Genomic DNA, 20,667 nt, shown 5'->3' on the forward strand with positions numbered 1-20,667 from the left:
GCCTTAGCACCCGCAACACGGCGTTTGCAATTGCAGCAATGCGCGCCTGTCAAAACCGTTCGAAGCGACGGCCGAGGCCGGTGAGGATTTCGTATTGCGAGAGGCCGCTGCGTGCGGCCAGATCGGGCAAGTCGAACGGGACGTCTAGAAAATCGCCTTCCCCCGCCCCGCTTTCGCCGAGATCGACGACCACCATATCCATCGACACCCGGCCGAGGATCGGCAGCTCGTGCTCACCGAAGTGGAGCGCGCTCCCCTGGCCCATCAAGCGCATGAAGCCGTCGGCATAGCCTAGCGACACCGTGCCCGCCCGCGTGGGGCGCTCGGCAATCCATTTGGCATTGTAGCCGACCTTGTCGCCAGGCGAGAGATCGCGAGTCTGAATTATGGCGGCCTGCGGGAAGGCAACTTGGCGGATCTTCCCTCGCAACGCCGGATGCGGGATGCCGCCATACAAGGCAAGGCCGGGCCGGGTGAGGTCGATATTGAAATCCGCGCCGAGGGCGATGCCGGCCGAATTGGACAGGCTCAGGCGCTTCGCAGCCAGCAGCGGTACAGCCTTGCGGAAAACGGCCAGCTGATCGGCATTTTGCGCGGTGTCCTCATCGGCGGAAGCGAGATGCGACATCAGCGCATCGACCTGCAAGGATTGCACCACCGGGTCGCCGAGATCTGCGAGCGACATGCCCAGCCGGTTCATGCCGCTATCGACCATGACGTGGCACGTGCCGCCACCGGCGTCTCGCCAGATTGCAGCCTGCCGGGGCGAGTTGATCACCGGCACTGCCCCCGTGCCCTTCGCGAATGCCGCTTCCTCGGCATTCCGCACGCCGTGGAGGATGCTCACCGCATCGGCTTCGACATGGGCAAGCACCGCGGGAACTTCACTCCAGTGCGCCAGGAAGAATTGCCGACACCCAGCGTCACGCAAAGTTGGCACGGCGATATCGACGCCGATTCCGTATGCGTCCGCCTTCACCGCTGCGCCCGTCGCCGCATCGCCGGACAGCGTATCCAATGTCCGCCAATTTTCTGCGAGCGCCTCTCGATCGATGGTGAGGCGTAGGCTGCGCGGCGGTTCAGCTATGCGCATCGCTGAAATCTTGCGGTGGACCGCCTTTCAGGCCCCACCATGCGACCAGCACGCCGAATGCGACCACGGCCATAGTATACCACAGGCCTGCATAAACGTCTCCGCTGCGCGCGACGATGATGCCCGATATGAGTGGCAGGAAGCCGCCGAGATATCCGGCCCCGATGTGATAGGGGATCGACATCGAACTGTAGCGGATCTGTGCAGGGAACATTTCGGTCAGCAAGGCGGCGACCGAGCCATATGTCAGCGCCGAAAGCGCGGCGAGGACGAGCAACAATGCGATGATGCCGACGATGCTTCCGGCAGGCGGCGTCTGCCGCTCGAAATCGAAGCCGTAGGGCGTCAGCGCGGCCAGCAGGCCATCGCGCCTGGCGGTTCCGTTGTCCAGCCAATCCACGCCGATGGCGATGGCTTCTCCGCCGACCGTGATCCCGAGCGTTTCACCCTCACCGACAGTATAGGCGACGCCGCTGGCGGTGAGCGTTTCGAGCAGTTTGCCGCAGGCGCTCTGCTCCCGGTCGAACAGTTCGGCGAAAGGGTCGGTCGAGCAATTCTCGCCGGTCACGACGACCGGACTGCGCTCCGCCGCATCGGCCAGCCCCGGATTGGCGAGCGCGCCCATGCCCCAGAACACCGGGAAAAGCAGCGCCAGGGCTCCGATCGCGCCCACAATAATCGGTCTTTTCCGACCCACTCTGTCGGACCATTTGCCGACCACCAGATACATGCCAAGCGACAGGGTGCCAGCAATCAGCAATATGATCTCCACCAGACCTTCATCGAGCCGCATTGGCCCGCGCAGAAAGGACAGGCTGGAGAAAAACGCGGTGTACCAGATGGTCGTCAGCACCCCGGTCACGCCGAACAGCGCGATGAAGATGCGGCGCTTGTTGCCGGGATAGGTAAAGCTTTCCAAGAACGGATTGCCCGCCGTTTGCCCGGCGGCTTTCATGGCCTTGAACACAGGGCTTTCCGACAGTTTCAGCCGCATCCAGAGCGAGATCCCGAGGAGGATGATCGACAGCAGGAAGGGAATGCGCCAGCCCCATTCGATGAAGTCCTGCTCCGGTATCAGAGCGCGGCACACCAGCACAACGATGATGGAAAGGACAAAACCACCGGCCACGCTCGCCTGAATGAAACTGGTGTAGAAGCCGCGCTTTTCCGGCGGGGCGTGTTCGGCCACATAGATCGCGGCGCCGCCATATTCGCCGCCGAGCGCAAGCCCTTGCAGAACGCGCAGGCAGATCACGATGATCGGGGCCGCCACGCCGATAGTGGCGACAGTGGGGATGAAGCCCACCCCGGCGGTCGCGACACCCATCAGTGTGACGGTCACCAGGAATGTGTATTTTCTGCCAAGCTTGTCGCCGAGATAGCCGAAGAGGATCGCGCCGATCGGTCGAAATGCGAATCCGACGGCGAAGGTCGACCATACGAGGAGCAGGCCGAGCGTCTCGTTATCGACGTCGTAAAAGGCATCCTTCAGGATATAGGCGAGTGTCCCGTAGATGAAGAAATCGTACCATTCGAAAATGGTGCCGGCACTGCTCGCCGCGATGACGAGGCGGACCTCCTTGGCGCTGGGCTGATGTTCCTCGAGTGCGGCTGCGTCCGCCATGTGCTCCCCCACGGGTAATTTTGGCGGATCGCCTAGCCCGAAGCGGGCGCGGTGGAAAGGGTCGCGAGCGCCGCCTTCCACGGCAGCAGCATGGCACCATGACGAGCTGGGAAGGCCCGCGCGGTGGCGATGAGGGACAGGTCGGGCCACTCCGGCAGCACGTCCGTGCCCTCCAACCAGCGCAAAATTGCGAGATGCGCGGCATCGAGCTCTGCGGCACTGCGACCGATGGCATGGCGAGCGAAAATGGCGGCAGCGGCCTGGCCGACGGCGCAGGCTTTTACCAGCATGCCGATGTTCGACACCTGACCGGCGTCCATATGCACGTCGAGCGAGATCGTGGCGCCACATGTCTGCGAGCGCGCGTCGCCCGTAGCGCTCGGACGAGCGAGGCGAGGATAGCTCGCCAGCTCGACCGCGGCGGCCAGCATCTCCGGCGTGTAGAGCCGCCCGGCGCTCACTCCGTCTCTTCGTCCGTGACCAAGCGTGCGCGGCGTTCCTCGATCAGCTGCACCATTGCGCGCGATCCGGCATCGGCGAGCTGGTAGGTCCGCGCTTCGGTGATCCAGAGCGGACGCCCCTTCGCGCCCCACACGGTGTCGTAACCCAGCACCAGCAGTGAGAAGGCGATGACGACGATGATGATGCCCTTGATCGCGCCGAAACCGAAACCGAGCACGCGGTCGATCGGGCCGAGCACTGAATCGCGCGATTTGCGACCAGCCACGCGCGCGATCAGCTTCATCGCCGCGTAGGGAATTAGGAGAAGCAGCGCGAATGCCAGTATGCTCGCCGTGATGGGTGAGCCGATGTAGTCGAAAATGGCCGCCGATAGATCGGTGTGCAGATAGCGGATGGCCAGCACCGCCAGGAGCCAGGAGGCAAGCGAAAGCACCTCCTGCACGAAGCCGCGAAGGAAGCCACCAACTGCGCCGACACCGACGATCAGCAGCACGATAATATCGAAACCCGTCATCGTTTTCGGGCTTTAAGCGGCGGCCATCACCCGGTCAACGAGTGACGCCACGCCGCCGACATCGGTGTAGTCGAGGCTTTTTACGTCGCCGGCCCCATCGACCGGTCCGCTGGCTCGCGCGAAACCGAGCTTTGCCGCTTCGCGCAGCCGCAGCCCGGTATGCGCGACGGGTCGCACTTCGCCCGAAAGAGATACCTCGCCCAGCCAGATGGCATTGGCCGCCAGTGGCTTGTCCGCCAATGCAGAGACCAGCGCAGCGGCAACCGCTAGATCGGCCGCCGGATCCGAAAGGCGGTATCCGCCAGCGACGTTCAGATAGACCTCGGCCGTAGAAAAGCTGAGCCCGCAGCGCGATTCGAGAACGGCGAGCAACATGGCGAGCCGCCCGCTATCCCAGCCGACCACCGCCCGGCGCGGCGTGGCGCCCGATTGAAGCCGCACGATCAGCGCCTGAATTTCCACGAGCACCGGCCGCGTGCCCTCCAACGCGGGAAAAACGGCGCTGCCTGCGATCGGTTCGTCGCGACCGGACAGGAAAAGCGAGGACGGGTTGGACACTTCGGCAAGGCCATGCCCCTCCATCGCGAACACACCGATTTCGTCCACCGCGCCAAAACGGTTCTTCAGGCTGCGCAGGATACGGTATTGATGGCTGCGTTCCCCTTCGAAGCTCATCACCGTGTCGACCATGTGCTCCAGCACGCGCGGCCCGGCGATATTTCCATCCTTGGTGACGTGGCCGACAAGCACGAGACAGGTCCCGTTTTCTTTCGCGTAGCGAATAAGTTCGAAGGCCGAGGCGCGGACCTGGCTCACCGTGCCCGGCGCGCCTTCGATCATGTCGGAATGCATGGTCTGGATCGAATCGACCACGAGCATATCGGGCGCGCCATCCCTGCCCAGAGTCGAGAGAATGTCCCGGACGGAAGTCGCAGCGGCAAGTTTCAGCGGTGCATCGGCCAGGCCGAGCCGCTTGGCGCGCATGCGAACCTGCCCGGTCGCCTCCTCCCCGCTGACATAGACGACGTCGCCGCCAGATTTCGCAATGCTGGCCGCCGCCTGTAGGAGCAGTGTCGACTTGCCGATCCCGGGCTCCCCGCCCATCAGGATGGCGCAGCCCGGCACCAAGCCCCCACCCAGGGCGCGGTCGAACTCTTCAAGGCCGGTGGTGCGACGCTCAAGCGGCTTGGTCGGCGCATCCAGCGTCTCGAACGCGATCGCGCGGCCTCCGCTCGACAGATCGTGCTTCGCCGCGAACTTGGTTTCGGGCGCATCCTCGACCAGCGTGTTCCATTCCTGGCAATCGCCGCACTGGCCCTGCCATCGCGTGGCAACTGAGCCGCATTCGGTGCAGACGTAACGCTTCTTAGGCTTGGCCATAGATGTTCGCTAACCGGAACAGAAGCGGAACGCAAGCGGCCTAATGCGTGTGGCCGTGTCCATCGAGACTGCCGAAGACAGCCGTAACGAAATCGTCGTCCTGACTGAAGAGGTTCGGATGCAGATTGATGCCCTCTACCGGTTTCGCTGCAATGGCTTCCTCCAGCGAGCGGCCTTCGTCATGCAGCGCTCTCACCCGGTCGATCCCCATCGATAGCATCGTGCGATAAGCGACAAGATCGGCGCGCGTCGCCATCGGGCCGTGCCCGGGTATCACCGCGGTTTCCTCGTCGATCATGGCAATGGCGAGATCGAGCGACGTCAGCAATTGCAGCGCGTTCCCGCCGCTGTCGACGTCGATGAACGGCCAGCCAAATTCGTGGAAGAAAAGGTCTCCCATGTGCAGGACATTCGCCTCTCGCCAGAACACCACGCTGTCGCCATCCGTGTGGCCGCCGCCGAGATAGATCACGTCCACCGTGTCGCCGTTGACGTGAAAGGTCATTCCGGTGTCGTAAGTGATGACGGGAAGCGCATCGGGCCGCGGGGCGATGGCGTTGCCGCGGATCTCGCCGCCTTCGGCCAGGCGAATGCGGACATTGTCATGCGCCACGATCGTCGCGCCGTCCTCGGCCAGGTTCTCGTTCCCACCGGTGTGATCGCCGTGCCAGTGCGTGTTGACCACGAAGCGCGCCGGGCTCGCCCCGAGATCGGCGATGGCCGCCTGGATACGTTCCGTCAGCGGAGCATACTGGTCGTCAATCAGGATCGTGCCGTCCTCGCCGTGGCTCACCCCGATATTGCCGCCCCTGCCGAAAAGCACCGCAACACCCGGCGCGACCTGCTCGGCGCGGATCTCGACATCGGCCATATCCTGCGCGTTTGCCGGCGCTGCGGTAGAGAGAGCGGCGATAGAGGCGACGACAAGCAGGCGGTGCATGGTATTCTCCAGTGACTGTCGGGCCGAAGAGCTAATGCCGGGCATACCGCCTGTCGAGCGTCTTGGCCGTCTTACCCGCATCTGCCAGTAAGGTGGGCGATGCGGCAGAAGGAACTCAGGATCGCGCTGGTCTGCTACGGCGGCGTCAGCCTTGCCGTATATATGCACGGCGTCACCAAGGAGATCTGGAAGCTCGCGCGCGCCAGCCGCGACTTCCACGAGGATGGCGTCGCGCCGCAGGGCGGCGTCGAGCAGGTCTATAACGCTCTCTTCCGCCGGATCGAGGAAAAGCACCAACTGCGCCTGCGCATGCTTCCCGACATCGTGACTGGAGCGAGCGCGGGCGGCATCAATGCCGTATTTCTCGCGCAGGCAGTCCATTCGGGGCGTAGTCTGGAGCCGCTGACCGAATTGTGGCTGGAAAACGCCGACGTCGAGAAGCTGGTGGCGGAAGAGGCTCGGCCGTGGTCCGATCTCGCGGCCAAGCCTTTCATGCGCCCGATCGTCTGGTATCTCTCGAACCGGCCCGGCAATGCGGTGAACGAAAGCGTCGCCTACGAAACGCGCGACGAGGTTCGGCGCAAGCTCTCCAGCCTGGTGCGCGGCCGCTGGTTCGAGCCGCCTTTCTCCGGCCTCGGCTTCTCCAGGCTGCTTCACGACGCGCTGATGGCGATGAATGCCGGCCCGGCCGACACGCCGCTGCTGCCACCCGGCCATCCGCTGGACCTGCTGGTGACGGCGACCGATTATCGCGGTCACCGCGAAGTGCTGCGCCTCAACAGCCCCCCGCTCGTGGAGGAAAGCGAACACCGCATGCCGATCGGTTTCCGCGCGCATGTGCCAGGCGATGGCGGACACGACCTTGCAGACCTGCGCGAACTGACATTCGCCGCGCGCGCCACGGCTAGTTTTCCCGGCGCGTTCCCGCCACTGAAGGTGGCGGAAATCGATGCTCTATCGGACAATGCGTGGTCGCAGCGGGACGCCTTCCTGCACCGCATCATGCCGACCCATCTGGAGCGCGGCACGGTCGAGCATGTCGAATTGATCGACGGATCGGTGCTGGTAAATGCGCCATTCGCAGGCGCGATGGCCGGCCTGGGCGTCCGGCCCGCGCAGCGGGAGGTGGACCGGCGCTTCGTCTATATCGACCCGACACCGCGGCGTCCGGCCATCGATGGCGAAGAGAAAGTGCGCCCTGCCGGATTCTTCTCCGCCATCGTCGGTTCGCTATCGACCATTCCGAGAGAGCAGCCGATCCGCGACAACCTCGAAGTGCTGGAGGACCAGACGCGCGAGGCGTTGCGACTGCGTCGTATTGTGAGCGCCTTGCGGCCCGAAGTCGAAGCCGCGGTCGAGAAACTGTTCGGACGCACGCTGTTTCTTGATCGGCCAACGCCCAAGCGACTGGCAAATTGGCGCTCGCGCGCGCAGCAGGCCGCGGCCGAGCGGGCCGGATATGCCTTTCACTCTTACGCGCAGGCAAAGGTGGCGGGCATCTTCGATCGGCTTGCCGACCTCGCGCTGGCCGCCGCACCCTTGGCCGATCTTCCATCGCACGATGTGATCGTGGCGCATCTGCGCCGAGCGGTGGAAGAACGAGGGCTCAGCGAACTGAGCGCGCCGGGAGGGGGTGCCAGCGAGCCCGCAATCGCCTTCCTGCGCGATCACGATTTGGCTTTCCGCGTCCGGCGACTGCGCTTGTTGGCGCGGCGACTTTCGCGGGAATGGGACGCCGACCCGGACATTCCCGACGAGGGGCTCGAGGCCGCGCGCGAGCAGGTCTACGCCGCGCTCGCCCTGTATTTCGAGAAAGAGGACATCGCTTCGCTAGGCGACGGGTTCGCTGCAATCGCAGCGGAGGTGATGGGCGCGCCCGACGCTTTTCTTGGCGCGCTGGCGGAACGCCGCGCGCTGCGAGAGACGGACACGCAGGCAGAGCTTATCCTGGCCGAAGCGCTCGAGATCATGCCGAAAGGCCTGCGCCGCCGCGTGCTGCTCGCGTATCTCGGCTTCCCGTTTTACGATGTCGCCACATTGCCGCTGCTGCAGAATGAGGGGCTGACGGAATTCGACCCCGTAAAGGTCGATCGCATCAGCCCGGACGACGCACTCTCGATACGCGAGGGCGGGACCGCAGCGACGCTGCGCGGTACGGAATTCTTCAATTTCGGCGCGTTTTTCAGCCGCTTTTACCGAGAGAACGACTATCTATGGGGCCGTCTGCACGGGGCCGAGCGCATGATCGATCTCGTCTGCTCGACCGTCCCCGACGGTTTTGCGGCAAACGAGTGCCAGCGGTTCAAACGCGACGCTTTCCTCGCCATTTGCGACGAGGAGGAAAGGCGCGCGCTTTGCAATCCGCGTCTTGTGGGTCAGCTGCGTGAAGAAATCATGGCGAAACTCGGAGCGAGCGCGGCTCCCTAAGCTCCGAACACATCCTTCACCTTTTCGAAGAAGCCGCGGCTTTCGGGACACTCGTCGCCCGTTTCTGTCTCGCGAAATTCGCGTAGAATTTCCTTCTGGCGCGACGATAGCTTCGTGGGCGTTTCCACCTGCACTTCCACGACCAGATCGCCGCGGCCCCTGCCCTGCAAAACAGGCATGCCTGCGCCGCGCTTGCGCAGCTGCTTGCCGGACTGGATGCCCGCCGGAATCTCGATCGCATGGCTTTCGCCGTCGAGACCTGGGATCTCGATGGTCTCGCCAAGGGCCGCCGCCGTGAAGCTCACGGGGACGCGCGTGAACAGTGCCGTGCCTTCGCGCTGGAAGACAGGATGATCCTTCACGTGAACGAAAATGTAGAGATCGCCAGCGGGCGCGCCGCGCGGCCCAGCTTCTCCACGACCGGAAAGGCGGATGCGCGTGCCGTTGTCGACGCCGGCAGGCACCTCGACATCGAGCGTCTGCAATTCGTCGCTACGGCCCTCGCCGCGGCATTCGTGGCATGGCTGTTCCAGAACCTCGCCCGCGCCGTGGCAGTTCGGGCAGGGTCGCTCGATCACAAAGAAGCCCTGCTTTGCGCGCACCTTGCCCGCACCGTGGCAAAGCTCGCAGCGGCGGCTCGACGTGCCGGGTTCCGCGCCTGAACCATCGCAAGTGTCGCATGCGGTCGAAACCTCGACTTCGATCTGCGACTGCTTGCCGTGAAATGCTTCTTCCAGGCTGATCTGCATGTCGTAGCGCAGATCTGCACCGCGGCGTGGCCTGGCCCGTGCTCCCGCCGGACCGCCACCGCCGAAGGCGCTGCCGAAGATCGTCTCGAAAATATCGCCAAGATCGCTGAAGTCCTGGCCGCCCGCGCCGGGGCCGCCATTCTGGAAAGCAGCGTGACCGTAACGGTCATAAGCGGCGCGTTTCTGATCGTCCTTCAACACTTCATAGGCGGCACTACACGCCTTGAAGCGCGCCTCGGCCTCGGCGTCGCCCGGATTGCGATCCGGGTGATATTTCATGGCCATCTGGCGATAGGCGGACTTGATGGTCTTGCCATCTGCCGTCCGCTCCACGCCGAGCAATTCGTAGAAATCGATGTCAGCAGACATTCGCGAACCCCCAAACGCTGCCGCCACCGGCGCAGCGAGCGTCGGTGGCGGCAGTTTTGTCCATCGGGATAATTATCCCTTGTTCTCGTCGTCCACTTCGGTGAACTCGGCCTCGACCACGTCCTCTTCCTCGGCAGGCTTGGGGGCATCGTCGCTGGCGGCTGCATCGGCAGCACCGGCCTGGGCGGAAGCCTGATCCTTCTCGTAGATCTGCTGGCCCATCTTCATTGCGACATCGGTGAGCTTCTGGCTCTTTTCCTTCATCGCTTCGATGTCTTCGCCCTCGAGAGCGGTCTTGGCTTCGGCCACGGCGGTCTCGATCTCCGTCTTGAGACCGCTATCGACCTTGTCGCCATTCTCTTCGAGCTGCTTTTCGGTCGCGTGGACCAAGCTGTCGAGATTGTTGCGGACCTCAGCGGCCTCGCGGCGCTTCTTGTCCTCTTCGGCGAACTTCTCGGCATCCTGCACCATCTGCTCGATGTCGGAATCGTTGAGACCGCCAGAGGCCTGGATGCGGATCTGCTGTTCCTTGCCCGTGCCCTTGTCCTTGGCAGACACGTTCACGATGCCATTCGCGTCGATATCGAAGGTAACTTCGATCTGCGGAACGCCGCGCTGGGCGGGCGGAATGCCGACCAGATCGAACTGGCCAAGCAGCTTGTTGTCCGCGGCCATTTCACGCTCGCCCTGGAAAACGCGGATCGTCACCGCATTCTGGTTATCCTCGGCGGTGGAGTAGACCTGCGTTTTCTTGGTCGGGATCGTCGTGTTGCGATCGATCATGCGGGTGAACACGCCGCCCAGCGTCTCGATGCCCAGCGAAAGCGGGGTCACGTCGAGCAGCAGCACGTCCTTCACGTCACCCTGAAGCACGCCAGCCTGAATGGCCGCACCCATGGCGACGACTTCGTCCGGGTTTACGCCGGTATGCGGCTTCGAGCCGAAGAAACCTTCAACCACTTCGCGCACCTTGGGCATGCGGGTCATGCCGCCGACCATGATGACTTCATCGATCTCGTTCTTGGACACACCGGCGTCTTCGAGCGCCTTCTTGCACGGCTCCAGCGTGCGCTTGATCAGGTCGCCGACCAGCTGCTCCAGCTTGGAGCGGCTGAGAGTTTCGACGAGATGCAATGGCGTGGATGCGCCGCCTTCCATGCGGGCCGTGATGAAGGGCAGGTTGACTTCGGTCGACTGCGAACTGGAAAGCTCGATCTTCGCCTTTTCGGCAGCTTCCTTCAGGCGCTGAAGAGCGAGCTTGTCGGTCTTCAGGTCCATGCTTTCCTTCTTCTGGAACTGTTCGGCGAGGTAATCGACAATCACATTGTCGAAATCCTCACCACCCAGAAAGGTGTCGCCATTGGTCGACTTCACTTCGAACACGCCGTCCCCGATTTCGAGGATGGAGATATCGAAGGTGCCGCCGCCAAGATCGTAAACGGCGATGGTCTTGCCGTCATTCTTGTCCATGCCATAGGCCAGCGCGGCCGCAGTCGGCTCGTTGATGATACGCTCGACTTCGAGGCCTGCGATCTGGCCGGCATCCTTGGTGGCCTGGCGCTGGGCGTCGTTGAAATAGGCCGGAACGGTGATCACGGCCTTGGTCACGGTCTCGCCGAGATAGCTTTCGGCGGTTTCTTTCATCTTTTGCAGGATGAATGCGGAAATCTGGCTGGGGGAATACTCCTCGCCGCCTGCTTCGACCCAAGCATCGCCATTCTTGCCCTTGACGATGTCGTAAGGGACGAGGTCCATATCCTTCTTCGTGGTCGGATCGTTGAATGGGCGGCCGATCAGGCGCTTGATCGCGAACAGGGTGTTGTCCGGATTGGTCACGGCCTGGCGCTTCGCGGGTTGGCCGATCAGGCGTTCACCATCCTTGGTGAAGGCCACGATCGAAGGCGTCGTGCGGGCGCCTTCGGAATTTTCGATGACCTTCGGTTTGCCGCCTTCCATCACGGACACGCAGCTATTGGTGGTGCCAAGGTCGATACCGATAATCTTGCTCATAATTCCCCATCTCTTTCAATCATTGGACGCTGCGCGTTCGGCCCCCCGATCCCGCGGCAGGGCCATTAGGCAGCTCGAAAAAAGCTGTGTAGCGATGCGCGATATAGGAGCGGTTTCGCTTGGCACAAGAGACCCCAGCGCCTAGAAAATCGGCATTGTCCAAGAGGGGAACATCATGCGTTTTACGAAGTTTGCCATCGCCCTGCCCGCCTGCGCCGCAGCGCTCGCGCTGGCCTCATGCGGCGAAGAACCGGAAGCTGTTGCAGTGGCCGAGGGCGACTGCCCGCCGGGTATCGAAGTCGCCAATGGCTGGATGGCGCTGCCCGCCGTCGCCGGCAATCCGGCTGCGGCCTATTTCGACATCACCAACGGATCGGACAGCCAGATCACCATTCGCGGTGTGGACGTGCTGGGCGCGGAAAGCGGCGTGCTTCACGAAACCACTACCTGGAACCTGGAGGAAGACATGCAGGAAATCCTTCAGCTGGGCGTCGCTCCCGGTGAGACGGCGCGCTTCGAACCGGGTGCCCGCCACGTGATGGCGATGGGCATGGGCGAAGGCACGGAGCCCGGCGGCGAAACCGAAGTGACGCTCACTTTCGTCGGCGGTGACAAGTGCAGCTTCCCGGTCACCGCTTACCCGGCAGGCGAGATGCCCGACGATTTCGAGCCGACGCCGACCGAGGAAGAGGCGGAAGACGCTTGAGCGAGAAAGCGGCGCTCTCCTGCCCCGTAGGCGGGGAGCGCCCGCTGACGCCGGGTGAGGTTGCCCTCGCCCGCTCCATGTTCGGCGATGCGATCGTGTGCGACAAGGTCACGATCCGTCGCCGGAAATGGGCGTTCTTTCAGCCGCGCAATATCACTATGGCGCCGCGCGGCCATCTTCATTTTCACCCGAATGGGACTGCCTATTGCGAAGATTTCGCTTCGGCGTCGCTGCACCGGCAGGCGCTGTTCATCCACGAGATGACGCATGTCTGGCAGACCCAGACGCGCGGCGAATGGTATCTGGTGCTCAATCGCATGCCCTGGGCGCGATACGACTACGCGCTGAAGCCCGGATGGCGACTCGAGCAATACGGGATCGAGCAACAGGCGCGGATCGTCGAGCATGCCTTTCTGCTGCGCAACGGTGCTCGGCTGCGCGGCGTGGCGGACAAGGCGGCCTATGATGCGCTGGTCGATTTTCCTGGCGCTAGCGCCGCGTGACCGATTTCGAATTCATCTTCGTTCTCTACGCGCTCATCCTCGGCCTTTCGCTGGTCGCTCTTCTCAGCGGCCTCGGGCGAACGCTCGAATACGAATTTGCTAGCGACGCGGATGGGCGGGAGGGAAGCTTCCGCGTCGGTTGGCTCACGCCGCTCATGGCGATTTTCGTCATGCTGGATCTGATGTCGTTCTGGAGCTTTGCCTGGGTCGTGCGCGATTTGCTTACGGTCAATCCGGCGACACTGCTCGGCGTTATGACATTCGCCAGCGCCTATTATGTTGCCGCGCGGCTGGTCTTTCCCGAAGCGCCGGAGAACTTTCGCGATCTCGACACGCACTATTATCGCACCAGCCGTACGATCTTCGGCATCCTTATCGCGCTCGTGTTCGTGCAATGGGCCTATCTGCTCACTATCGAGCAAATTCGCGGTGGACTGCTGACGCCGACCAGCGTCGGCCTGACGCTGCTATTCGTCGGGATGATGCTTGCGGCGATGGTTATCCGCAACCGGCACGTTCAATCCGCGCTGCTGGTCGCACTCAGCGTGCGTTACCTCGTCCTCTACATCTTCAACTGACGCGCAGCGCGATTATTCGGGCTTCTTTGCCACGCCGACCATGCTCGGACGCAGCAGGCGATCCTTGATGACGTAGCCCGCCTGCATTTCCTGCACGATCGTGCCGGGTTCGGCCTCGTCGGTAGGCACTTCCATCATCGCCTGGTGCCGGTTGGGGTCGAGCGGCTGGCCCATCGCCTCGATACGGCTGATACCGTGCTGGGCAAACGCCTTTTCCAGCTCGCGCTGCGTGGCTTGAATGCCGACGACGAGGCCCTTGAACTTGGAGTCTTCCCGCAGGTCTTCCGGCACCGCTTCGATGGCGCGGGCGAGATTGTCGGCGACGCTCAGGATATCGCGCGCAAAACCCGTGGCGGCGTAGGCGCGCGCGTCCTGGATGTCCTTTTCCATCCGGCGGCGGACATTCTGCGTATCGGCCTTCGCATACAGCACGTCCTGCTGCGCCTTTTCGAGATCGGCCCGGAGGCTGGCGATCGCTTCGTCACCATTCTCTTCGGCCGCTTCCTCGCCCTCGTCGTCGGCGAGAAATTCCTCCGGCACGCCCTCTAATTCTTTTTCGACCGCTTCGTCGCGGTCCTGTCCATTATCCGTCATATTCGCCTTGCTATCCGATTCGTTTGCCCAGCGATCGGGCCGTGAAGTCCACGATGGGCACGACTCGCGCGTAATTCAACCGCGTCGGCCCGATCACCCCGAGAACGCCGACGACCTTACCCTCGCGATCGCGATAGGGCGCAGCGACCACGGATGATCCGCTGAGCGCGAAGAGGCGATTCTCCGCGCCGATGAATATGCGCGCCGATTTCGCCTCGCGTGCACTCTCGAGCAATTCAGCGACCGATTGCTTGCTCTCCAGGTCCTCCAAAAGCGAGCGGACCCGCTCGATATCGGTGAGCGCCGCCTCGTCCAGAAGATTCGCCTGCCCGCGAACGATCAGCACCGGTCGCTTGTCGGCATCCTGGCTCCAAACCGCGATGCCAGCTTCCACCAGCGCCGCGCTCGCGGTGTCGAGCGCGCTTTTGCCCGACGCAATTTCGCGCTGCATAGCACTTGCCGCCTCCGCCAGCGTCCTTCCGGCGAGGTGCGCGGAGATGAAATTGCTCGCCTCCTGCAACGCAGCGGGCGATGGCGCGGTGCCGAGATCCAGCACGCGGTTTTCAACCTGCCCATCCTCGCCCACCAGAACCGCCAGCGCGCGCATCTCGTCGAGCGGGACGATGCGCATCTGCGAGAGCGTCGGTTCGCGCCGCGGCACCATCACCATGCCTGCAGCGCCGGATATGTCGGATAGCAGCGCGCTCGTATTCTCGAGCGCCGTTTCCACTGGCCCCGGCTCGGCCAATTGTCGTTCGATGGCGGCGCGTTCGGCTGCGCTGGGCTCTGCGACCTGCATGATGCCGTCCACGAAAAGACGCAGCCCGCTTTCGGTCGGCATGCGCCCTGCGCTCGTATGCGGCGCGGCGAGCAGGCCCAGCTGTTCCAATTCGCTCAGCACGCTACGGATCGACGCCGAGGAAAGGTTTAGTCCACCCTGCGCTGCCAGCGCCTTCGATCCGACAGGCTGCCCGCTCGCCAGATAATCTTCAACAACGAGGCGAAAAATGTCGCGTGCGCGGTCTGTCAGTTCGGAGATTGGCGGGGACGGCATGACAGGGGTCTATCTAGTCGCTAGGGCCGCATGCGCAAACATCTGGAGAATTTCATGCGACCTTCCGGCCGTGCGCCCGACGAAATGCGCGCCATCACCATCGAAACCGGCTTCACAAAGCATGCGGAGGGCAGCTGCCTGATAAGCTTCGGTGACACACGCGTGCTGTGCACCGCCAGTGTGGAAGAGCGTATCCCGCCGTGGCTTCGCGGCAAGGGTTCGGGCTGGGTCACTGGCGAATATTCGATGCTGCCCCGCGCCACGCACACCCGCGGCTCGCGCGAGGCTGCGCGCGGCAAGCAGAGCGGGCGAACGCAGGAAATTCAGCGCCTTATCGGGCGCAGCTTGCGTGCCGTGTGCGATTTGGAAAAGCTCGGGGAACGGCAGATCACCCTCGATTGCGATGTGTTGCAGGCGGATGGCGGCACCCGCACCGCCTCGATCTCCGGCGCCTGGGTCGCCCTGCGACTTGCGGTCGATAGCCTCATGAAAAGCGGCGATCTGAAGCAGGACCCGATCACGGCGAAGATCGCGGCGATTTCCTGCGGTATTCATCAGGGCACACCTGTTCTCGATCTCGATTACGATGAAGATTCGAATGCCGATGCCGATGCCAACTTCGTATTGATCGAAGGCGGCCAGATTGCCGAAGTGCAGGCGACGGCAGAAGGTGCCACCTATGACGAGGAGGGCCTGCTTCGCCTTCTGCGCCTATCGCAAATGGGCTGCGCCGAGATCTTCAAGGCGCAGGAGGCTGCCGTCCAGTGACGCGAAGGATCGGCTCGGGCAAGCTTGTCATCGCAACGCACAACGCGGGCAAATTGAAGGAAATCGCCGCGCTGCTGAAGCCTTATGGGCTCGACTGCATTTCGGCGGGATCACTCGGCCTTCCGGAGCCTGCTGAAACCGGCAAGACCTTCATTGCCAATGCATTGATCAAGGCGCGCGCTGCGGCGGAGGCTGCCGGTCTGCCGGCACTGGCTGATGATAGCGGTCTGTCGGTCGTCGCTCTCGATGAGCGACCGGGCGTCTACACCGCCGACTGGGCAGAGCGGCAATGGTTCGAGGGCGAGCCGGGACGCGATTGGTATATGGCGATGGGCAAGGTGGAAGGGCTGTTGCAAGCGAAGGGGCCGGACACGCCGCGCGTCGCGTGGTTCAGCTGTGTCCTCGCCCTTGCCTGGCCGGACGGTGAGCACGCGATTTACGAAGGCCGCGCAAACGGAAAGCTGGCCTGGCCGCCGCGCGGAGAAATGGGCTTCGGTTATGATCCGGTCTTCGTGCCGGACGGTCGAGAGCAGACTTTTGCCGAGCTAGACCCTTCCGACAAGCACGCGATCAGTCACCGCGCCGACGCCTTTGCGAAGCTGGTCGCGGATCAGTTCGCAAGCTGAGTCAATAGGCCATCTGGTCGTAAATGTTCCCGGCAGGCCAGTAACGGCAAACGAGGAAATCGTCCTGCGTATTGCGAGCGATTGCGCAGCCAACCTCCTCGGTGTCGCGCCATATCACCTGCGTATAGTGACCGACATCGGGCCAATTGCCGGTGCTGGAGACATTGGGAAACGGTGCGTGGCGGTAATAGCGTCGTTCCTCGACGAAAGCGCCGATCATCGTCTCCGCGCTGTAATAGCCGGCCGTGCCCATCCAGAGATTTTCGCCGGCTCCCCCGCGACCTTCGCGGCTTGCATGCTGCATCCGCCCGCGTCGGGCTAGCTCATCGGCCCAGCTTTGCGCCTGGTTTGCGAGGCGCGGGCTCCAGCGAAGCCGCGGCACGCCGACGTCGGCGCGCGCCTCGTTATGCGAGGTTAGCAAACGTTCGGCAAAAGCGTTGCCGCTCGGCAGGGAAGCGCGCGTTGGCGGTTGCCATTGCTGACCCGAAGACGGGACGGCACAAGCGCCAAGCGTGGCGATGGAGACGGCGGCGGTGATAAGCAGGACCCGTAATTTCATTCCTGCACCTTGACTTAAAGGCGTGAACGAAGGCTGAAACACGGCATATGGCGACCGCTCTCTACATTCACTGGCCTTTCTGCCTCGCCAAATGCCCATATTGCGATTTCAACTCGCACGTGCGCGATAGCGTTGATGCCGATCTTTGGCAGAAAGCGCTGCTGGCCGATCTGAGACATGAGGTCGAGATCGCTGGCGGTGAAGCGCTCAATTCGATCTTTTTCGGTGGTGGAACGCCCTCGCTCATGCCGCCAAAGCTTGTCAGCATATTGCTACAAGAGGCTGAGAAGGCGTGGAGTTTCTCTCCGGGTATCGAAATAACGCTCGAGGGCAATCCCTCTTCCATCGAGGCCTCGCGTTACGCCGATATTGCCGCGGCAGGCGTCAATCGCGCTTCGATAGGTCTGCAATCGCTCAACAAAGATGCGCTGCAGTTTCTTGGGCGACTTCACGATGCAGAAGAGGGGCTGAACGCACTCGAGACGGCGCAGAGCGTATTCGACCGGGTGAGTTTCGATCTGATCTATGCCCTGCCCGGCCAGACCGAAGCGGAGTGGCGCGAGGAATTGCGACGCGCGCTCGATTTCGGCACCGGACATCTTTCCCTTTACCAGCTGACGATCGAACCGGGTACGCGCTTTGCCACCGATGTCCGCCGCGGCGACTTCACGCCGCTAGATGACGATGCCGCCGCCGACCTGTTCGACATGACGCGAGAAATGACAGATGCCGCTGGTCTCCCCGCTTACGAGATCAGCAACCATGCCCTTCCGGGCGAGGAAAGTCGGCACAATCTCGCCTATTGGCGATACCAGGATTACATCGGCATAGGGCCTGGCGCGCATGGCCGGCGCAATGGAATGGCAACCACGCGGCACAGAAAGCCCGAGAACTGGCTGGCGGCGGTCGAACGCAATGGCCATGGCCTGCAGGAAGAGCGCGTTCTTGGGCACCGGGAACAGGCGTCCGAAGCGCTTTTGATGGGCCTGCGGCTCGTCGATGGCATCGATGTCGCAAAGCTTGTACGGCGGTTCGAGCTGCCGGATGCTGCGCTGATCGACCGGCGCGAACTGGAGGCTCTGACGAACCTTGGCCTGTGCTGGCAGCGCGAGGATCGGATCGGCGTCACCGCCACGGGTATGCCGCTACTCGATGCGATCCTAGGCAGGCTTGTCGCCGACGAATTGGTGAGCGCGTGACCTCCCCCGCCGATGTGCTCGACGAATGGCGGGCCCATCTCGCCATCGGTCGGCGGCGATCTCCACATACGGTACGCGCCTATGTTGCCACGGCGGCACGACTGCTGGGCCGACTGCACCTTTCCGATTGGCCAGAAATCGCTGCGCTGACGACGCGCGACCTGCGCGGGCATCTGGCCCATCGGCGTGCCGAAGGCCTCGGCAATGCGTCTGCCGCACGCGAGCTCTCCGCTCTCAAGGCGCTGATAGGATTTGCGCGCGAGCAGACAGGCGAAGATCCGGGCGCACCCCCGCGCCTTCGCGGCCCGCGTGTGAAGAAAGGTCTGCCCCGCCCCATCACTCCCGATGAAGCGAGCAATGTGGTCTATGCCGTTGCCGACACTGGCGGGGATGACTGGATCGGGCTGCGCGATGCCGCCGTGCTGTTGCTGATGTATGGCGCAGGCCTGCGGATCGCGGAGGCGCTTTCGCTCAAGGCCAGCGATCTGCCGCTCGGCGAAACGCTCACCGTTACCGGCAAAGGCGGCAAGCAGCGCGTCGTTCCGCTGTTGCCTGTGATCCGCGATGCCGTTGCGCGTTATGCCGACGCCTGCCCATGGCCGCTATCGGGCGATGCCGCGCTGTTTCGCGGGGCGAAAGGCGGTGTATTAGGGCAAGGCATGGTGCAGAAGGCGATGGCGCGGGCGCGCAAGGCTCTCGGTTTGCCGGATACCGCCACTCCGCATGCGCTCCGGCATTCCTTTGCCACGCATCTGCTTGGGTCGGGTGCCGATTTGCGCAGCCTTCAGGAATTGCTCGGCCATGCCAGCCTCGGCTCCACGCAGATCTACACGAAGGTCGACGCGGCAAAGATGCTGGAAGCCTATCGCTCCGCCCATCCGCGCGAGACCGACTAATCGTCGCGTTCGGCGCGCGGCACCCAGGTGAAGACTCGCCACAGATAGGCGGCAATCGCCAGCACGATACAGCCGATGATGATCCAGCCAATCACGCCCTGAGACTGCTCCAGATAGCGAGCCAGCCATTGCCCGGCGAGAATGAGCGCCGCATTCCAGACCAGCGACCCGACGAAGGTGAAGGCAATGAATTTCCAGAGCGGCATGTGCGCGAGGCCCGCCGGTAGTGAGATCATTGTGCGGAGAAAGGGGCTGAAGCGCAGGACGAATACGACCCAGTGCCCCCAGCTGTGGAAGAATACCTGCGCCTTGGCCATATGCTCCCAATCCACCGTCAGCCAGCGGCCCCAGCGGTCGATAAAGGGCCGCAGCCGCTCATAGCCCCATTTGTCGCCGACCCAATACCAGGCGTAATTGCCCGCAGTCGTGCCCGCCGTGCCGATCAGCAGCAGCGGCCAGAAATCCATCGCCCCGCGCTGCACCAGCAATCCGCCGACGCCCATGATGACTTCGCTGGGTACAGGTGGCACGATATTCTCGAGCGCCATGAGCAGGAATATCCCGAGATAGCCGCCGCGCTCGATCAGATCGATGATCAGGTCGTCCATGTCGGCTGAACGGACGGCGCGGTCAGTCTTTCCCCATCTCGGCGTGGCGACGCTCCAGCGCGTCCCAGATTATGCCTGCCGTGTCGGTGCCGTTGAACGCGTCGATGGCGACGATGCCGGTGGGGCTGGTGACATTAATTTCGGTCAGCCATTCGCCGCCGATCACATCGATGCCGACAAAGGTCAGCCCGCGGCGCTTGAGATCAGGTCCCATCGCTTCGCAGATTTCCCGCTCGCGCTTGGTCAGGCCTGATGCTTCGGCCGATCCCCCTTGAGCGAGGTTCGAGCGGAACTCCCCCTTCCCCGGCTTGCGATTGATTGCGCCCGCCACTTCTCCGTCGACCAGGACGATGCGCTTGTCGCCTTCGGAAACGCTGGGGAGGAAGGGCTGCACCATGTGCGCCTCCGGCCAGGTCTGATTGAACACCTCGAACAGCGCGGACATGTTCGTGCCATCGGCGTCGATCTTGAAGATCGCCTTACCGCCATTGCCATGCAGCGGTTTCACGACCACCGCGCCATGCTCTCGCTGGAAATCGCGCACGTCTGCCAGTGTTCGGGTGATGAGCGTCGGCGGCATGAAATGCGCGTAATCGAGAACATACATCTTCTCCGGCGCGTTGATCACTTCGCGCGGATCATTGCTGACCAGCGTCTTGCCTTTCAGCCGATCGAGCAGCAGCGCGGCGCTGATATAGCCGAGGTGAAATGGTGGATCCTGCCGCATCAGGATGACGTCGATGTCTTCGCCGAGATCGATCTTCCGGCGCTTTCCGGCAGTGAAGTGGTTGCCCTCCTCCCGCTGCACGGTCACGGGCCGCGCCCAAGCGCATACTTTGCCAGCTTCCCAGCTCAGCGTTTCCACCTGATATTCCCACAGCGAATGCCCGCGTGCCTGTGCGGCGAGCATCAGCGCGAAGCTGGAATCGCCTGCTATTTTGATGCTTTCGAGCGGGTCCATCTGGACGGCGACGCGAAGGGACATTCGATAGGTTCTCCGATGGAAAG

General features: G+C 63.1%; 21 protein-coding genes. 8 read left to right on the forward strand and 13 right to left on the reverse strand.

Going from position 1 to position 20,667, the window contains the following annotated elements; translation table 11 throughout:
* Positions 1-49: 49 nt before the first annotated feature.
* From alr to D6201_RS03100, 6 genes are read right to left on the reverse strand one after another with little or no spacing between them, the layout of a single operon-like run.
* Complete coding sequence (gene alr / locus D6201_RS03075; RefSeq protein ID WP_120047398.1) at positions 50-1,093, reverse strand: alanine racemase; 1,044 nt, start codon at positions 1,091-1,093, stop codon at positions 50-52.
* Complete coding sequence (locus D6201_RS03080; protein WP_120047400.1) at positions 1,080-2,717, reverse strand: MFS transporter; 1,638 nt, start codon at positions 2,715-2,717, stop codon at positions 1,080-1,082. The genes alr and D6201_RS03080 overlap by 14 nt, the downstream gene beginning before the upstream one ends.
* A gap of 32 nt (positions 2,718-2,749) precedes the next feature.
* Positions 2,750-3,178, reverse strand: a complete 429-nt coding sequence (locus tag D6201_RS03085) for an iron-sulfur cluster assembly scaffold protein (protein WP_242447402.1) — start codon at positions 3,176-3,178, stop codon at positions 2,750-2,752.
* Entirely contained in the window at positions 3,175-3,693 is a 519-nt protein-coding gene (locus D6201_RS03090) for a CvpA family protein (RefSeq protein ID WP_120047402.1), read from the reverse strand. Before D6201_RS03090 ends, D6201_RS03085 begins: the two co-directional genes overlap by 4 nt.
* 12 nt (positions 3,694-3,705) lie before the next feature.
* Entirely contained in the window at positions 3,706-5,073 is a 1,368-nt protein-coding gene (radA, locus tag D6201_RS03095) for a DNA repair protein RadA (RefSeq protein WP_120047404.1), read from the reverse strand.
* Positions 5,074-5,113: 40 nt separating this feature from the next.
* Complete coding sequence (locus D6201_RS03100) at positions 5,114-6,013, reverse strand: MBL fold metallo-hydrolase (protein WP_120047406.1); 900 nt, start codon at positions 6,011-6,013, stop codon at positions 5,114-5,116.
* A gap of 99 nt (positions 6,014-6,112) precedes the next feature.
* On the opposite strand from D6201_RS03100, the gene D6201_RS03105 reads away from it, so the two are divergent.
* Complete coding sequence (locus D6201_RS03105) at positions 6,113-8,440, forward strand: patatin-like protein (protein ID WP_120047408.1); 2,328 nt, start codon at positions 6,113-6,115, stop codon at positions 8,438-8,440.
* Here the strand turns inward: D6201_RS03105 and dnaJ are convergent.
* Complete coding sequence (gene dnaJ, locus D6201_RS03110; protein WP_120047410.1) at positions 8,437-9,558, reverse strand: molecular chaperone DnaJ; 1,122 nt, start codon at positions 9,556-9,558, stop codon at positions 8,437-8,439. The genes D6201_RS03105 and dnaJ overlap by 4 nt on opposite strands.
* A gap of 72 nt (positions 9,559-9,630) precedes the next feature.
* Complete coding sequence (gene dnaK / locus D6201_RS03115; protein WP_120047412.1) at positions 9,631-11,568, reverse strand: molecular chaperone DnaK; 1,938 nt, start codon at positions 11,566-11,568, stop codon at positions 9,631-9,633.
* Between the two features lie 175 nt (positions 11,569-11,743).
* Between dnaK and D6201_RS03120 the strand changes: the two genes are divergently transcribed.
* From D6201_RS03120 to D6201_RS03130, 3 genes are all read left to right on the forward strand, one after another.
* Positions 11,744-12,274: a copper chaperone PCu(A)C gene (locus D6201_RS03120; protein WP_120047414.1), complete on the forward strand. Its 531-nt coding sequence runs from the start codon at positions 11,744-11,746 to the stop codon at positions 12,272-12,274.
* 77 nt (positions 12,275-12,351) lie between these two features.
* Positions 12,352-12,777 (forward strand): vgr related protein, encoded by a 426-nt coding sequence (locus D6201_RS03125; protein WP_165853562.1) that lies wholly within the window; start codon positions 12,352-12,354, stop codon positions 12,775-12,777.
* The gene (locus D6201_RS03130) at positions 12,774-13,355 is read left to right on the forward strand and encodes a hypothetical protein (RefSeq protein WP_120047418.1); all 582 of its coding nucleotides are present in this window, start codon (positions 12,774-12,776) and stop codon (positions 13,353-13,355) included. The genes D6201_RS03125 and D6201_RS03130 overlap by 4 nt, the downstream gene beginning before the upstream one ends.
* Positions 13,356-13,367: 12 nt before the next feature.
* On the opposite strand, the gene grpE is transcribed toward D6201_RS03130, so the two are convergent.
* Together grpE and hrcA are read right to left on the reverse strand one after the other, a co-directional pair.
* Entirely contained in the window at positions 13,368-13,949 is a 582-nt protein-coding gene (gene grpE / locus D6201_RS03135; RefSeq protein ID WP_120047420.1) for a nucleotide exchange factor GrpE, read from the reverse strand.
* Between the two features lie 10 nt (positions 13,950-13,959).
* Entirely contained in the window at positions 13,960-15,003 is a 1,044-nt protein-coding gene (gene hrcA / locus D6201_RS03140) for a heat-inducible transcriptional repressor HrcA (RefSeq protein ID WP_120047422.1), read from the reverse strand.
* A 54-nt stretch (positions 15,004-15,057) separates the two neighbouring features.
* Between hrcA and rph the strand changes: the two genes are divergently transcribed.
* Entirely contained in the window at positions 15,058-15,771 is a 714-nt protein-coding gene (gene rph / locus D6201_RS03145; RefSeq protein WP_120049165.1) for a ribonuclease PH, read from the forward strand.
* Positions 15,768-16,397, forward strand: coding sequence for an RdgB/HAM1 family non-canonical purine NTP pyrophosphatase (gene rdgB / locus D6201_RS03150; protein ID WP_120047424.1), 630 nt, complete (start codon positions 15,768-15,770; stop codon positions 16,395-16,397). The genes rph and rdgB overlap by 4 nt, the downstream gene beginning before the upstream one ends.
* 1 nt (position 16,398) lies before the next feature.
* Here rdgB and D6201_RS03155 read toward each other — a convergent pair whose 3' ends face one another.
* Complete coding sequence (locus tag D6201_RS03155) at positions 16,399-16,956, reverse strand: CAP domain-containing protein (protein WP_165853483.1); 558 nt, start codon at positions 16,954-16,956, stop codon at positions 16,399-16,401.
* Between the two features lie 47 nt (positions 16,957-17,003).
* Between D6201_RS03155 and hemW the strand changes: the two genes are divergently transcribed.
* Together hemW and D6201_RS03165 are read left to right on the forward strand one after the other, a co-directional pair.
* Positions 17,004-18,155, forward strand: a complete 1,152-nt coding sequence (gene hemW, locus D6201_RS03160; protein ID WP_120047428.1) for a radical SAM family heme chaperone HemW — start codon at positions 17,004-17,006, stop codon at positions 18,153-18,155.
* Complete coding sequence (locus D6201_RS03165) at positions 18,152-19,051, forward strand: tyrosine recombinase XerC (RefSeq protein WP_120047430.1); 900 nt, start codon at positions 18,152-18,154, stop codon at positions 19,049-19,051. Before hemW ends, D6201_RS03165 begins: the two co-directional genes overlap by 4 nt.
* Here the strand turns inward: D6201_RS03165 and D6201_RS03170 are convergent.
* Together D6201_RS03170 and gshB are read right to left on the reverse strand one after the other, a co-directional pair.
* Positions 19,048-19,659 carry a DedA family protein gene (locus tag D6201_RS03170; RefSeq protein WP_120047432.1) on the reverse strand — a complete coding sequence of 204 codons (612 nt, stop codon included), beginning with the start codon at positions 19,657-19,659 and terminating at the stop codon, positions 19,048-19,050. The genes D6201_RS03165 and D6201_RS03170 overlap by 4 nt on opposite strands.
* A 22-nt stretch (positions 19,660-19,681) precedes the next feature.
* Positions 19,682-20,644 carry a glutathione synthase gene (gshB, locus tag D6201_RS03175; protein ID WP_120047434.1) on the reverse strand — a complete coding sequence of 321 codons (963 nt, stop codon included), beginning with the start codon at positions 20,642-20,644 and terminating at the stop codon, positions 19,682-19,684.
* Positions 20,645-20,667 lie beyond the last annotated feature (23 nt).

This window comes from Aurantiacibacter aquimixticola (genome assembly GCF_003605475.1).
GTDB classification, from domain to species: domain Bacteria; phylum Pseudomonadota; class Alphaproteobacteria; order Sphingomonadales; family Sphingomonadaceae; genus Alteraurantiacibacter; species Alteraurantiacibacter aquimixticola_B.